The following is a 16,422-nucleotide window of genomic DNA, read 5'->3' as shown; positions in this document are numbered from 1 at the left end:
TTTTATTCCCCCTGAATATTTATAGTCCTCTGTCCGTCAAATAAATAAAGGACCATCTCTTTAATGTCGATTTCCACAATTTCTTCAATCGCTTTCTTGTACAAGTTCAACTGGATGCCATACCGGACCTGCATTTCTGCGTCGACTTCTTCATCCGAACCAAAGCGCCCGCTGACTCGGTCGGTTTTATAATCTAGCAGGACCCAACCATCTTGCTCTTCGAATAAACAATCCGCGATTCCTTGCAATATTTGGTAATCCCCGTCGTTATCATCAAAAGCGTACGTAAACGGCAATTCGCGCTCCACTTTCTCAGCTTTCATAAGCCGTTTCGCAATCGGCGTTTGGAAAAATTGTGCAACTGTATTGGCATCGACTGCAATCGCTTCTTCTGTAGTCAGTAACTGGCGGACCGTCAAATCTGTTAGGAGCTTCTCAACATCAGTGACACTACTTTCTTTCTGGATATCGATATGCTGCATAATCGTATGCATCGCCGTCCCGACTTCCGCTGCAGTTAGTGTCCGCGATTGCATGAAGGCCGGTCGATTATGGAGATATGCCGTACTGACATCCGCATTCGTAGACACAAACAAATCATCTTCCGCCTGCTGTTCTAGAATCGACAGCCGTTTCAATTCACTGACCGTCTGCTTAGACCGTTTCGTTACCGATGAAAGATGCGGATATGTCGCGTCAAACCTGCGTTTCACTTCCAGCAACATCCCTGCGTCGACTTCTTCAATTGGAACTACATCCAATGATTTCACTGGTTCCTCATCACTATCTCCAAGCTTAGTAAACAATGCGGAAACAGGCAGCGCATCTATCTGCCAAACTGAAGCATCGATTACAGACTGACCTCCCGGAATGCTACCGAATTTCGCAAATGCCGGATGTCTCGCGACTGCTGGACCAATCCAGTCTAAATAACCGTTTGCACGTGACCTCGTATACTCAGGCAACATCAGTTCAGGGGCGATCAGCTGGGCATCTTGCCATTTGACAATCGACTTTTCAATATCTTTTACGGAAGCAATAATTTCAAGATGTTCTTTCGCCCGTGTCATAGCAACGTATAAAACACGCATTTCTTCCGCACGCATTTCAAGTTCTTTCTTTTCTTTCATTGCAAGAAACGGCAATGATGTATAGGTAATTCGGTTGTCCGGATCAATCGCTTTCACTGCCAGACCAAAATGCTGATCGAACAAATACGGTTCATTGAAATCCATCTTATTAAATTTCCGACCTGCCCCTGCGATGAAAACGAAAGGAAACTCCAGTCCTTTTGATGAATGGACGGTCATGATACGGACAACGTTTTCCTTTTCAGTAAGCGAACGTGCGGCACCGAGATCATCGCCCCGTTTTCGCATACGGTCAACGAAACGTAGAAAACGGAACAGCCCACGGAACGACGTTTTTTCATAATCGATTGCACGATCATGTAGCGCACGTAGATTGGCCTGGCGCTGTTTACCATTCGCCATTGCACCGACCATTTCATAGTAATGCGTATCGGAATAGACTTGCCATATCAATTCGGACAACGAACCGCGTCGTGCCAAGTTACGCCAATCCTCGAACTGATTGAAAAACCGTTGCAATTTTTCCTGCGTTGCTGCTGCAACACCTGCTCCGCCTGTTGTAACGAAACGCTTCAACGCTTCAAAGAACGGCTCGCTTTTTCCGGCAAGACGAATTTGTGCCAATTCATTTTCCGTCATGCCGATAAACGGTGCACGGAGAACGGACGCAAGTGGAATATCCTGATAGGGATTATCGATGACACGCAATGTATTCAACATAATCATTACTTCTAACGCATCGAAATAACCGCGTTTTAGTTCAGCATAGATTGGAATTTCCGCTAGTTTAAATTCCTCTGCGATTTCACCTGACCATGTCATCGAACGCATCAAAATAACAATATCCCGGTATTCAAGCGGACGTCTTTTATCGCTAAACGCATCCGTCACTTCAGCACCAGATGCGATCAATTCTCGGATTTTCTTAATCATGAATCGTGCTTCCGCCTGCGAACTCTTCAAGCTTTGGCCTGCTAATTCCGTCGCATCGTCTAACTCCTGCTCATCTTCCTCTTCTTCATAGAGCAACGTCAAACCAGCTGTTACGGCTTTTTCGGGATAGTTAGCGCCATATTTCAACGCCGCCGCATCATCGTATTCTATTTCTCCGACACGCGCGCCCATCACTTGTGAAAAGACGAAGTTTGTCGCATCGAGCACTTCTTTCCGACTTCTGAAGTTGGCATTCAAATCGATTTTCAAGCCTTGATGGCCATCCGTTGCCGTAAATCGATTGTATTTGCCAAGAAACAGCATCGGTTCAGCAAGACGGAAGCGGTAAATGGACTGTTTTACATCGCCAACCATGAACAGATTGCCATCCTCTTCCCCGCCGCGCTTAACGAGCTGGATAATCGTCTCCTGCAACATATTGACATCCTGGTACTCATCGACAAGAACTTCTGAAAAGCGATTTTTGTAGTCAACTGCGATATCAGAAGGCACCAGTTTCCCGTCCTGAACATTCGATAAAATCCGTAGCGCATAATGCTCTAAATCTGAGAAATCGACAATCCCTCGGTCAATTTTCACTTGTTCAAAACGCCTTCCGAAGTCGATCACTAAGTCAATGAGCGTATGCATGGTCGGCGCCATCAAGCGAATTTCATCCAATAAACGGGCTGGTGTTCTCGTGAAATAAGATTCTTTCAACGTATTAATAATTTTCTTCACCGCATCACGCAGCGCTTTCGCTCGTTTTGCAAGTTCTTCATCACACGAATCTTTGCGGATTGTCCCCGCCTTTGCCCATTTGAGCGAACCAAAAAACGCGTACATATCTTCCCATGTACCATCCGTGATGCGCCGAATTGCTTCATTAATCCACATCAAATCTGCTTCAGCCGTAGCAGCAAGTGGTTCCGGCCCATCCACCATCAGCGCAATATTTCGCATATCGCCAGTTAACGCCGCCGCTTCTTCAAGCGTATGGAGAATGGCCGTTTTCAGCGGTTCGATAAATTCAAGATCATCGATAGAAGCTTGGTCACTAATCTCATATTGCATGGGAATTTCGCGCAACCATTGTTCCGGTACCGGATGAACGCGGGAATAATCATATAAGCGGTCAATCAGTGTCTCGATGGACTGATCGTTGCGGTCAGACGTAAAACTATCTGCCAGCCGGTACATCGCTTCCGGATTTTCCGCACTATAGGCATCTTCAAGGACGGCTCCAATTGTGTCGTCACTTAACAGTGCGGCTTCCGTACTATCCGCAATCCGGAATCCCGGGTCGATATCGATTAAATAAGCATATTGTCGAACGACATTCATACAAAATGAGTGCAATGTAGAAATCTGTGCTTTGTTCAATAAATTCAACTGCCTGCGCAAGTGGACGGATTCCGGCCTTGCAGCAATCGCTTCTTCCAATGCTTCCGCCATCCTGTGTCGCATCTCTGCAGCAGAGGCATTGGTAAATGTCACAACGAGCAATTCATCGACATCGATTGGATTCTTTTCATCCAGTACTTTTTCAATCATTCGTGTGATTAACACTTTCGTTTTCCCCGAACCAGCGGCAGCGGAAACGAGAATATCTTTCCCTGTCGCCCAAATTGCTTTCCACTGGGCATCAGTAAATGTTAGTCCCTCAGGTTTCACGGGTATGTGCATCATCCCCCACCTCCTTACGCATTTTATCGAGAGACAATTCTGGGTCCATTTCGGCATAAGACCGATGCTCTGCTGAGGGATCTGTTTGATCGAACTGACAAACAGATCGATACGAACAAAACTCGCATGGCATTTTATTTTTTAATTTATAGGGATAGACGCGGGTATCTCCCGCAAGCATGGCATCTCCGGCTTTTTGATGGCGCGTTCTGACAAACGACCGCATCATCTGCAAATCATCGGATGACAATACTTTTGACGTTTTCGCAAAAGTTCCATCCGTTTTAATCGAGGCTGGCACGATTGAAGAGGATCTGCCAATATCAGCATCCATGCCGATGACAACTTCCTGATTATCGAGCAAATAGCCTCTCATCTTATAGGATTTCGCGATTTCCGCTTCAAGGAGTGCAGGTGTTAATTCGGAACCGGAGCGAATCATTGGGTTATGAATATGCATATACAAAACGCCCGCCGGATCCGCATGTATGCCGAGCCATTCGTCTGCGTTTTCTAGCGCTACGTCAAGATAGGTCATCATTTGCAAGGACAAGCCGTAATAGACTTCTGTTAAATCAAGGCTTTTGGCGGATGATTTGTAATCGACAACACGGACATAGTTTTTGCCACCAATTTCAGTCGCATCGACACGGTCAATTCGGCCACGCAGTTTCATCGAATCTCCACGGCGCAATGGAATTTCAAGCGCTGGCAATTCTTCGCCAGGTCCAAATCCTGCCTCAATAGCCACAGGTTTAAATACCGTCGATTTTGCCTGTGTACTAAGTGAATAAATGGTTCGCTGAATAATATGCATGAGCTTACGTTTAATATAAACATAACGATTCGTTGATAATAGTATTCGATTAAAGAAGTAAGGAGAAATATCTTCCACCGCTGCTCTCGCAAGCTTCCAACATTCTTCGCGCGTCAGCTCTGCCCACGACTTATCTAGACGCATTGTTTCATCGGACACCCATTTTAGAGCCGCGTGAAATAAATCCCCGATAGCCGGTGCTTCCAATGTAAATTCTGTCCGTTCGCGCAAACCAAGTCCAAACGAGGCGTAATGCTGGAACGGGCAGCTGTAATAGGATTCAATGCGTGACACACTGGAAACAAATGATTCCCCGTATAGCCCTTCCGTTATTTCTGGACGCAACCGTTCCGCCCCATTCTTCGCGTTCATCGGGCGGATGATATGACTGATGACAGACGACCAATACGGATCCTCGTCGTAATACGCCATCACTGCACGCCATTCACGTTCCAACACACCAGACTGTTCCGCCTCTTTCAACTTCATTGACACATAAGGAAGTGCAGAACGCGGGTGGCTAATGTAATCGAATTGATTGGCTTCTAGCGGCAATTCAGACGGATCCGTGACCGCTATTTTAGTTTCAGTTCCTGGCAGCATTTGCGCAATTCTCGTAATATACAGCGACGGAATAAGTGCTTTCCCTTCCTCGTCTGCAACCGGATACGACACGTATAATTTTTCGCGCGGTGCCGTAAATGCGCGATAGGCCATATACGTTTCATCCATCAATTTCATCTTCGACGTAGGAGCTAGTTCAAAGCCGATTTCCGAGAACCATTCACGGTCGGCATCCGACAGAAGCCCTTCATTGTCAACCCGCTTCGGCATGACGCCATCGTTCACCCCAAGGACAAATACAGCGTCAATATCCATTAAACTTGAAACTTCGACAGTCGACACCGTCACTTGGTCGAGCGACGGCGGAATGCGAGCAAATTCGAGTGAATCAAATCCTTCATCCAAAATCCGAGCTGCTTCTACAGCATCCATTTTTTTATCGCCGAACATCAGGACAAACTGATCTAGCACATTAATCCAGCCGTTCCAAGCTTGTTCATGTTCCGTCGCACCAAGTAATCGTCCCGCACGCTCTTCTTCCGCGCGCAGATCGATGATTTTATCATAGATATTTAAGTTTTCCATGAATAAAAACAGCGCTTCCGCGACATCACGTCCCGTTTTGGACCGTTTCAAACGCTTTTCAAAATCAGTAAGCGGATCCCGAATTTCATCACGAATCACATGCAGTTCTTGCTCCAACGCGATTTCTTCGTCGGTTTGTACATTTGAATGCAATTCAAGACCGCGGTATTTTTTCACGCGCCAGCGGCTGTCATCGAACCAACGCTGTCCGTAAATCCCATGTGCAAGAACATAGTTTTCGAGTCTATCTGCGCGATCACGCCATAATAACTTGGTTTCTCGGTGTGGGAAAAAGAGATCTGTTTTGACTGCGCGGAACACCGATTCATATGACCAACCCGTTGTCACCGCTTCTAACACCGAACGTGAAAACTCGATAAGCGGATGATGCAACATCGGTTTCTTCTGGCTGATGAACACCGGAATATCATAATGTGGAAAAATGGTTTCAATGAGTTCATCATACTTTTCAGGCTGCCTGTACAAAATTGACACGTCTTTGTAGCGCTTGCCGGCAATCATTAACTCACGGATTGTACGCGCCACGGAGTGAATTTCCGCACGACGGTCCGCTGCTTCAATCAAGACAACATTGCCAGTTGACGTTTGTTGCATCGCAGGATAGTGGTCGAATTCCGCTTCAAAATGTTTTAAGTCTTCATTTTGATAGCGTGGCGAATTCGCCAAATGGATATCTTCCTCTACTTCCACCGATTCAGCACGTGCCAGTTCACGTAATTTAAGGGAAGTCCGAACAGGATTAAAAAATAATTCATGGTCCGCAAACCCTGTGAGGGCGCCTTCCATCGGCAACACAACCGTCAGTCGATTGGCGTGTTTCATCAGTTCCGTGACGATTTCATATTCCCGCGTCGTGAAATTTTCGAACCCGTCGATATAAATATCTGCCCCTTTTAACAGGTCTGAATGGGTAATTTGTGATGCAAGTAGAGCCAAGTGTCCTTCACTATCGACATACGTCGTACCCAGTTTTTCTTCGATTTTTGTCAATAATAATGACAAGTCTTCCGCTTTGTCGAGCAATGTGCGCGGTGCACCTGTTGAAGCCAGCGCATCATGGAGATTGCTCATCGTTTGGTGGTCGAGGCAATAGCGACTAAACTCCTTCAGCAAGTCCCCAATTTGTTCCGTGAATCCACGTTTATTAGCCGCTTGCCGAAACAATTTGAACTGGTCCCGATTGTCTTCCAGGACGCTTCGTACAAGCATCCGATACCCGAAACCATCTATTTCCTTACGCGTAATGCCGCCAGTTTCCTGCAATACACGCCACGCCAACCGTTTGAACGTCAACACTTGTGCACGGATAATCCCTTTTAACCCGAAGTTAACGGACAAGCTATGCTCCATCGAAAACGACATCTGGTCAGGCACAATGACAATAACAGGCGCTCCCATTGGATCTCGTTCCAGTTCAGCAGCCATCTCCCGCTCAATGAACGTCGTCTTTCCAGCGCCCGATCTACCGGTGATAAAACGCAGTGACATTTTGTGTCCTCCTTTTTAATGAATGTAGGTTATTTATTTCTATCCTGGTTGAACATTTAGTGTAGAAGCGCGGCAACTAGGTTGATATAGATTTCCCATCATACCGCTCCGGCGCTTTGTGGTCTATGTAGAAAGCGCATTTCGTTATCTATCCTTGCAGAGAAAATTTATAAAAGTCCATTTGCAACGGATAGAATTAGAAATCCTACTAATACCGCTTCGGCGCTTTGTGGATGCCTCCCGCGAAGACGCGCCTTCGCTGGGTGGTCTCGATCTTAGAAAGCGCATTTCATTGTCGGGGATAAGACCTAAAGTGCGTCTTTCTTCATTGAAATTAATATCAAATACTAATCACATTATAATTTCAGTCTATACTTTTTAAAATAAAAACTCCCCCGATAATGTACACTCTAGCGCAGGCGCGGTAAAGGGGTAGCCGAAGCCCTGAGACTGGATGTGAAGCGCTAATCCAGGCTCAGGGCGAGAGGCATCCCCAGAGCGCAAAGCGATCTATAATCCACACTCCGAATCACAACTCTCTCATTATTTCGCGCCACAGCAGATTCAACAGGATTCTTTAATTAAATATAACTAGTTAAAATTCCCTGTAACCCTTTCTTTCTATTGTACAGAAATAGTAGGACTTAGCATAACGATGTCTACGGCTTCTATTTATCAAAAAAACCCAACCTATTGAGCGGTTGGGCTGCTTCTTTTTCGATTGGCTGTCCATGTTACAACTGAAGTGCATGTGTGACCTGATTGCGACCGCTTTCTTTGGATGAATAAAGTGCTTGATCCGCTTTGGATTGGAGAGTGGTTTCAGTGTCTCCTTTTTTCATAGTTGCTATGCCGATACTAATTGTAATTGGGATTTCTCCCAAAGAAGTACTTTCGATATATGATCGAATCCCTTCTGCAAAAGTTAGCGCACCATGTTCGTCCATGCGCGGAAGAATTAATGCAAATTCTTCCCCTCCATAACGGGCAGCGATATTGCCTCCTTCGCATGCAGTCTTCAGACGTTGCGCCAACTTCTGCAGGACCCTGTCACCCCTCAAATGTCCGTACGTATCATTAACCTTCTTAAAATGATCAATATCAAGTAGCACTAGTGACAGTGGTTGTGCTGTTATTGCACTTGCGGCGATGTTCGTAGCCAAATCTTCTTGATAACTACGCCGATTTTTAAGACCGGTTAATTCATCTGTCTCGGCTAAAATCTGCAGCTGGGCGTTCAGTTCTTGAAGTTCTGTTTGCTTACTTTTCAAATCCTTTTGTAGCTGATTAAGCTCAGCAATGGTCTCACTTTTTATCTTAACGGCCTCTTCAGAAGCTTTTTTAGCTTCAAGTAGTTGGAGCTCATACTCGGTGCGACGATGCATTTGAGTAATAATAATGTCATTTACCTGCATCCCGCTTCGATTCTTGCGCAAAGCATTGATGAGCACAGGAATCTCTTGGTCGCTTTTCGACTTGAGGGTGAGATACATTTCATCCACCTTTTTATGTAATCTGATCATCGGAAAAAAATAAAGTTGGTAAAAGAGCCGGCTAGGGACTGTCAAGATTAAGTTGACATGCCTTCCCTGTACGTCGACAAGGTCACCCCCTAGTAATTGAAGTAAGGTTTCATTGATCGTCAATATTGTTCCGTCATCGGCAAGTGACAGATAGCCGCACGGTGCATAGTTCAATTGTTCATCCATACGAAAATCTACTCCTTAACTCATCTGCTAGCTGATAAATACTCGCAAATCAGGCGAATCGTTTCTTTCGGATGGCTCATATGAGGACAATGCCCCGTCGCCTGCATTAGTCTCAATGTACTTCCTGACAGATGGCGGTGAATATAGTCACCGACTTCAATTGGGGCAATTGTATCTTCTGAACACATCATAATTAAGGATGGAACCACCACTTTCTTCAAATCTTCCCGGTTATCAGAGAAGAAGGTGGTCTTTGCAAACTGGCTAGCGATAATTGGGTCCGTTGAACAAAAGCTTTCTTCCAATTCTTTAAACAGCTCCGGACGTTCAGGGTTTCCCATAATAACTTGCGAAAAATTGTTTGCCCATCCAATATAATTCATATCCATCATGTCAAGTAATCCCTCAAGATCCACCTTCTCGAATCCTCCCATGTAATCAGGAGGATCATTCAAATAACAAGGCGAGGGGCCAATCATGATTAGACGCTCAAAATACTCGGGTTTTTGAATAGATGCCAACATGCCAATCATACAGCCAACTGAATGTCCTACTAAAACTACATTTTTTAACTTTAATGTTGCACAAATGTCAAGAACATCTCGTGAATAACCATGAAGATCGCTATATTTACTAGAACTGTAAGCATTCGTATCTGACTTCCCCGATCCTACGTGATCAAAAAGGACAACCCGATATTCCTTTTCAAAGAAAGGTGCCACAAACCTCCAAATATTTTGGTCACATCCGAATCCTGGAACAAAAATGATTGTCTTTGTACCTCCACCAGTAACATTCACATTGTTACGCTTGAGAATATTTTCTTCCATAAGATAACCCCTTTTATCTGAAAATCAATATAAGCAAATAGCATAGATATTGTTTTTCTATCGAGCGACAAATTCATTACATGTAAATAGTATGATATAACCACAATAAAGTCATTCCCTTTATAAAACAAGTTATAAACACCTACAATCAATTTCCTTTAACAAAACAAAAAATAGGGGACGTCCATTTGTAATCAGTTACTTTGTGTCAACTTCAATTCTTGAACGGCCTCGATGGTAGGTCGGAACCTAAATTATTGTCGTCTAACTCAAATTGATGAACACATTTTATCTCCCCGAACAACGTATTGGCTAATACTGTTTGGATGAAATTCTGTGATTCATACCACTAAAAAAACCTATCATTCCCACTTTACTTGATGTCTAAGATAGGGATGACAGGAATCATTTCACATAATAGGGTGCGATTACTTATCATTACGCTGGGCGACAGATGCACGGAAATCGGCCTCCACTTTTGAATTCAGCCTACGCTCAAAGTATTTGCCTACGAGCCATAGCAAAAAGATGACGACTACGACTATTGCTGTTCGAACTGGATTCGTGAATAACGCTTTTATGTCATAGCCAATATAGCTAATCATGAAAATCATGACAAACTTTCCAGCCATCAATGTGATTAGATAATTCTTTTTCTTCATATCAGATAGACCTGCAACAAGATTGACGAGTGCGGACGGTGTAAACGGGAAACATAGGAATAAAAATAAGGGTCCGAAACCGTTTCTCTCCACCCACTTGATTAACCTTTGAATACGTGCGCTTTTAGTCAAGAAATTAAGTAACCGATTGCGTCCATATTTTCGGATGATCAAAAATACAGCATAAGAACCCACTACAGTTCCCGCCCATGATAGAAGGAATCCATACCATAGACCGTAAGCGCCTGCATTCGCCAGAACAAATGCAAAGAGCGGAAGAAACGGTAGAAATGACTCGATAAATGGCAGTAATAGCCCAAGAAACGGCCCAAGTGATTTATAGTGTTGTGCTAATTCGATTATTTTATCAGGATTCATCCACTCATTCATTAGTAACAACCTCAATTCAAAAACTTTTTTCGTCAGGCTTTCTACTTTTTGATTACATAAAAATACCCCGTATTTAGAGTTTTCCTTTAAATATGAACATTTAAACCCTGAAGTATAGTATAATCGCTTAAATATACTTTGGGAAGATGTGAATACAATGAAGAATAACCAATTTTCAGCTGGTCTAAAAGCAGGGACGAGCATTGCAATCGGATATTTCCCCGTGGCGCTCACATTTGGACTGCTCGCAAAAACTGCCGGCTTGTCCATTATAGAAGCCACGGCGATGAGTATATTCGTCTACGCCGGTGCCGCACAATACATGTCGCTCAGCCTAATTACATTAGGCATCGACCCGCTATTGATCGTCATGAATACATTCGTCGTCAATATTCGACACTTTCTTATGACGGCTTCGCTCAATGAAAAGATGCAGCCCGCCCGAAAATGGGTCAAAGCGATCTATGCATTCGGCATTACAGACGAATCATTTACAGTACTCGCAACAGGGAAGAAAGGAAAGATTTCGACCGCATTCGCATTCGGCGTATCGTTAATTGCGTATGGCAGTTGGGTCATCTTCACCGTTATCGGCCACATTATCGGCGCTAATCTACCCCAGTTTTTACAAGCCGCAATGTCGATTGCACTCTACGCTATGTTCATCGGATTACTCGTTCCTTCGATGAAGGGCAACCGCAAAGTTGTCATGCTCGCTGCACTTGCGGCGGTCATCCATTGCGTCCTGTACTTTACAGAAGCCTTGTCCACGGGCTGGTCCATTCTTGTTGCAACACTTGCATCTTCTATTCTAGTAGAGATTGTTTATTCGCGGCGCGGTAAAACGGCTGAAGCGATGTTCAAACGAGAGGAGGAAGTTTAATGTGGCCTAGTTATTGGTGGATGCTTCTTGGTATGGCACTTGTGACGTACATTCCGCGTATGATTCCGCTGACTGTTTTAGACGGTAAAGAGCTGCCGCCGGTTGTGTCAGGTGTCTTGCGTAACATTCCCTATGCCGTCCTAGGCGCACTCATCTTCCCAGCAATTTTATTTGTACAGGAAGGGAATATATTGTTTGGGGTGCTTGGAGCAGGGGCCGCGTTTTTAATCGCCATTTTTGGCGGCGGGGTGATGTCCGTTGTTCTTGGCACGATTGCTGTGCTGGCTGTTTATAGTTTGTTTATGTGAGGGCCGCGGGGTTGCGGTCTTTTTTTATTGTGGGATGGGGTTGTTTGGCTGCGGATATGATCGGTTGGGCACGGGGTATGATCGGTTGGCACGGGGTATGCTCGATTGGTATGGGATATGCTCGGTTGGCACGCGATATGCTTGGTTGGCACGCGATATGATCGGTTGACACGAGATATGATCGGTTGACACGAGATATGATCGGTTGGCACGGGGTATGATCGGTTGGCACGCGATATGATCGGTTGGCACGGGGTATGCTCGGTTGACACGAGATATGATCGGTTGGCACGGGGTATGCTCGGTTGGCGCGGGATATGCTCGGTTGGCCGTGGGTTATGATCGGCTTACGGCGGATATGCTCGGTTGGCCATGTGTTTTGATCGGTTCACGACGGATATGCTCGGTCCAACACTTTATTTGCCCCACTATTTCATCCCACAAAAAAACCGCTCCTTTAACAGCGAGCGGCTCCATTCGTCAATCCTCTTGTTCATGCTGCCTTGCAATCTTCATCATACGTGTCGCATACCAAAATCCGACCGTGAGCGATAGCGCATCCGCCCCGTAAAGTAGCCAGTTATGCGTATAACCGGCGTATACCGAAGCTGCAATCAACGCAACCGTCAAAATAAGGCCGACGACGTGGTGAAATGTCACACGGGTGAATAAAATAACAAGTAATCCTGGCAAAAGCAAGGCAAGTAACAGTTTAGTATCGAATGAATCCATTTTCAACATTCCTTCCAGAGTAATCGTTCACTCGATGTTTACCGAACGACGAGAAGTCCTAGGCGATGGTGGTCATGTCGATAAATAACCTGTTGCATAAGCCGAACTTCCCCGTTACGATCAATCACTTGCAAGCGACAATGTGCAGCATTAAGCTGAATCGCATCATATAGTTCTTTCTCGTTGCTTACCTGAAGACCATTTACAGCACGAATGTATTCACCCGGCAGAAGCCCCATTTTTTCTCCTGGAGATCCTGGTACAACGCCCGCGATGACAACCCCCGCTGGACGCGGCGCAACAGCGAATCCGCCTTGCCTGTCACGTACCGAAGCCGTAATCGAAATAGCTACCCGACACACTACCCCTAGCAGTAAAGCTACCCATCCTAAAATCGGAAGCCATAATGCAGCAAGCCCTACGATAACGACAATACCGCCTGTCCAAACGATAGCGCGGCCAATTTTCGGGAATAAAACATCTGGATACAGCGAGCGAGCCACTTGTGAAAATCCGATTATAACAGGGACCGGAACAAAACTGAATGCACTCTCTCCAAATGTGAATTGCGGCCAATATGGTACGAAAGCCGAAATCATATCCCCTGGCACCAGAAATACAACCGGCAACAGCCATAGCCGCTTCGTCTTGAAGGCTGCAGCACGCAGTCCACGGTTTGTATGCATCAAGGACGGCGACGCATACCGGATCGTATGACGTCTAATAAGAAGTCCTTCAACAATTAAGAATAACCCAGCGATGACTGGAATCGTTACCGCAAGATCGCCAAGTAAATCCGCCTGCCCTGGTGTCCAGCCACGAAACGAGAAATTCCCCATATACTTTTCTATGAAATAAAGAGCGAAAAAAGCTGCAGCCGCAAAATAAATCGGTGAAGTCACTTTATAATAGAATGTCAGCAGTGCAATAAGTGCTGACGCAGAAAATAGCACAAGCCAACCCGGATCTGCTAGCAAACCTGCCCCGGAAATCAAAACGGACAGTACGAGCGCATAGGGCCATGACTCCGCCAATAGCCGCTTTAATTCTGTTAACCCCGGCAACAATCGGACTTTAAAACTCCGACGCTCCTTTTTAACACGGAAATACCCAACTCCAACTGCTGTAAAAAGAACCGCTATGAATAATGGATTCAGGAAAAACAGCGCAACCGCTTCTACTATGTCAAACATCGTTTTCTCGGACACGAACCGTCACCATCCAATCTTCGTTTACACTATCATGTTTCTACATTGTAACAAAAGAATCCTGCTCTATGTGAAACGGTATTGAATTATTCATTAAATGGGAAAAACCGCTTATAGTTTTGGGGTGGTGTAGGCGATAGTCATGGCTCTTCCCCTTGAAGTCACGGCTATCTCACGCGAAGTCATGGCAATCCCACGCGAAGTCATGGCCGACAAGGTTAGTAAGGGCAAATTCCGACTTTGTCATGGCTAGTCTCCTTGAAGTCATGGCAATCCCACGCAAAGTCATGGCCGCACCTGTTAGTAAGGGCAAATTCCGACTTTGTCATGGCTAGTCTCCTGGAAGTCATGGCTATCCCACGCGAAGTCATGGCCGCACCTGTTAGTAAGGGCAAATACCAACTTTGTCATGGCTATTCTCTCTGAAGTCACGGCTATCCCACGCGAAGTCATGGCCGCAAAAGTTTGTAAGGGCAAAACCCGACTTTGTCATGGCTAGTCTCCTGGAAGTCACGGCTATCCCATGCGAAGTCATGGCCGACAAAGTTAGTAAGGGCAAATATCGACTTCGTCATGGCTCTTCCCCTTGAGGTCATGGCTATCCCACGCGAAGTCATGGCTGCACTGTTAGTAAGGGCAAATTCCGACTTTGTCATGGCTAGTCTCCTGGAAGTCACGGCTATCCCACGCGAAGTCATGGCCGCACCTGTTAGTAAGGGCAAATTCCGACTTTGTCATGGCTAGTCTCCTGGAAGTCATGGCCATCCCCCGCGAAGTCATGGCCGCACCTGTTAGTAAGGGCAAATTCCGACTTTGTCATGGCTAGTCTCCTGGAAGTCATGGCTATCCCACGCGAAGTCATGGCCGCACCTGTTAGTAAGGGCAAATGCCGACTTTGTCATGGCTAGTCCTCTTGAAGTCATGGCAATCCCCTGCAAAGTCATGGCTAGTCTCCCCAAAGTCATGGCCACCTGCCATCCACCTCATCCAATAAAACAAATAAAAACCAAAAAACTCCCGACATCATAACGTCGGGAGTCATCTTTTACTTTCCAGCTACTATATGATGGATATAGCCAATTGCCATTTGCAGCTGATCGTCATTTTTACGGTCGTTTCGGAATTCTTCCACTTTAATTTTTACAGTTGAGAAAAATAATCGATCCATGGTTGACCCTACTTCTACTTCAGCATCTTCACGAAAAGCGCTAACTGCACGGGAAGTTGATTCATCAAAAAATCCGTCGTTGCGGGCGACGCTATATCCTAGGCCTGTCAGCAACTTCTGGCCATAAGCGATATCGTCGTGATAATCGCCTTCCGTATAGACTTCTGTGACGAGTCGGATATGCTCGCCAAACAATTCACTTTGAACAACTTCAAGGTCTTCTTTCACACCTTTTCCATGAATCCACTTTTCTTTTGGTGTGAGCCATTTATGCGTCGACAATTTCATCTCTCCACCGTTTGACAAGTCCAGTGTTTCTTGAACCGTTCCTTTTCCGAAACTCGTTGCACCGATGATGTAGCCCCTTTTTAAATCTTTCAATGCAGCGCTCATCACTTCACTTGCGGAGGCACTGCCTTTATCCTGCAGCAAAACAATCGGCATTTTTTGCAGCTTTTCATCATATGGAAACTTGTCGGTCTTTTCCGTAACGAGCGGTTCCAGCGTTCCAGCCGCATCTTGCATATAAGCAAAAGTCGTATCTTTCTTCACTAAACTGCCCACGATACCGCCAACAGTATGCAGGTAACCGCCGGGGTTGCCGCGCACATCGATTATCAGTGACTGTGCCCCGTCCTTAATGAGCTTATTTGTTGCATCCAGCCACTCTTGGCGGCTCTCATTGCCGAACATCGTAATCGATATGTAACCGATCTTCTGTCCACGCTCTTCAATTATTTCAGTGGATACAGTTTTTACAGGAATACTGTCCCTCACGACCGACACTTCGATATGCTTATCCAAATCAGGCCTGAAAATCGTCATGGAAACCGTTGTCCCTTTCTTGCCGCGGATTCGCTGTACAACGTCTTGCAGTGATTCCCCTTCAATTCGCTCGTCGTCAATACGAACGATTTCGTCATACGGCTGCAAACCCGCTTTTTCAGCTGGAGACCCTTTCACTGGAGCCACAATGATGTATTTCCCATTCGAGCGCGTAATTTCAGCGCCGATCCCGATTCGCTCTCCTGCCAGCGATTCCTTATGGGCGGCCGCCTCTTCCTGCGACAGATACGTCGAATACGGATCGCCGATGACATCCGCCATTCCGCGCAGCGCCCCTTCAATCAACCTGTCCTTATCTACTGGGTATACGCCTTGTTTCTTGATGACGTTGAACGCTTCATCGATTACCGGAAACGACGCACTTAGCGTCCCCTCTTCCTTCTTGGCACTTCCTTCTCCTGCACAACCATCCAACAGAAGAAAGACGACCGTCGCCAAAGCGGCCAGTATGACGAATAACATAAACCGGCTTCTCTGCATAATGCAATGTCCCCTCCTCCG

10 protein-coding genes are annotated in these 16,422 nt (G+C 45.7%); 2 read left to right on the top strand and 8 right to left on the bottom strand.

The features are described from left to right. Positions 1–2: 2 nt before the first annotated feature. The 5 genes from addA to MKZ26_RS19765 form a co-directional block, all read right to left on the bottom strand. A complete protein-coding gene (gene addA / locus MKZ26_RS19785; RefSeq protein WP_340767697.1) occupies positions 3–3,710 on the bottom strand; it encodes a helicase-exonuclease AddAB subunit AddA in 3,708 nt (1,235 codons plus the stop codon). Then, positions 3,688–7,185, bottom strand: coding sequence for a helicase-exonuclease AddAB subunit AddB (gene addB, locus MKZ26_RS19780; RefSeq protein WP_340767303.1), 3,498 nt, complete (start codon positions 7,183–7,185; stop codon positions 3,688–3,690). Before addB ends, addA begins: the two co-directional genes overlap by 23 nt. Before the next feature lie 734 nt (positions 7,186–7,919). Then, a complete protein-coding gene (locus MKZ26_RS19775) occupies positions 7,920–8,894 on the bottom strand; it encodes a sensor domain-containing diguanylate cyclase (protein ID WP_340767302.1) in 975 nt (324 codons plus the stop codon). A 20-nt stretch (positions 8,895–8,914) separates the two neighbouring features. Beyond that, positions 8,915–9,724 (bottom strand): alpha/beta fold hydrolase, encoded by an 810-nt coding sequence (locus MKZ26_RS19770; RefSeq protein WP_340767301.1) that lies wholly within the window; start codon positions 9,722–9,724, stop codon positions 8,915–8,917. 428 nt (positions 9,725–10,152) lie between these two features. Beyond that, entirely contained in the window at positions 10,153–10,776 is a 624-nt protein-coding gene (locus MKZ26_RS19765; RefSeq protein ID WP_340767300.1) for a TVP38/TMEM64 family protein, read from the bottom strand. A 157-nt stretch (positions 10,777–10,933) separates the two neighbouring features. On the opposite strand from MKZ26_RS19765, the gene MKZ26_RS19760 reads away from it, so the two are divergent. Together MKZ26_RS19760 and MKZ26_RS19755 are read left to right on the top strand one after the other, a co-directional pair. Continuing rightward, positions 10,934–11,659, top strand: coding sequence for an AzlC family ABC transporter permease (locus tag MKZ26_RS19760; protein ID WP_340767298.1), 726 nt, complete (start codon positions 10,934–10,936; stop codon positions 11,657–11,659). Beyond that, positions 11,659–11,967, top strand: coding sequence for an AzlD domain-containing protein (locus tag MKZ26_RS19755; protein WP_340767297.1), 309 nt, complete (start codon positions 11,659–11,661; stop codon positions 11,965–11,967). Before MKZ26_RS19760 ends, MKZ26_RS19755 begins: the two co-directional genes overlap by 1 nt. A 480-nt stretch (positions 11,968–12,447) precedes the next feature. Here MKZ26_RS19755 and MKZ26_RS19750 read toward each other — a convergent pair whose 3' ends face one another. From MKZ26_RS19750 to MKZ26_RS19740, 3 genes are all read right to left on the bottom strand, one after another. Next, on the bottom strand, positions 12,448–12,699 hold the full coding sequence (locus tag MKZ26_RS19750) for a CsbA family protein (RefSeq protein WP_067211939.1): 252 nt from the start codon (positions 12,697–12,699) through the stop codon (positions 12,448–12,450). A gap of 38 nt (positions 12,700–12,737) precedes the next feature. After that, a complete protein-coding gene (locus MKZ26_RS19745) occupies positions 12,738–13,907 on the bottom strand; it encodes a PDZ domain-containing protein (RefSeq protein WP_340767296.1) in 1,170 nt (389 codons plus the stop codon). Positions 13,908–14,952: 1,045 nt separating this feature from the next. Next, positions 14,953–16,401, bottom strand: coding sequence for a S41 family peptidase (locus MKZ26_RS19740; protein WP_340767295.1), 1,449 nt, complete (start codon positions 16,399–16,401; stop codon positions 14,953–14,955). Positions 16,402–16,422: the final 21 nt, after the last annotated feature.

This window comes from Sporosarcina sp. FSL K6-6792 (assembly GCF_038004885.1).
Classification (GTDB): Bacteria; Bacillota; Bacilli; order Bacillales_A; family Planococcaceae; genus Sporosarcina; species Sporosarcina psychrophila.
This window is presented reverse-complemented; position numbering and strand designations above follow the sequence as displayed.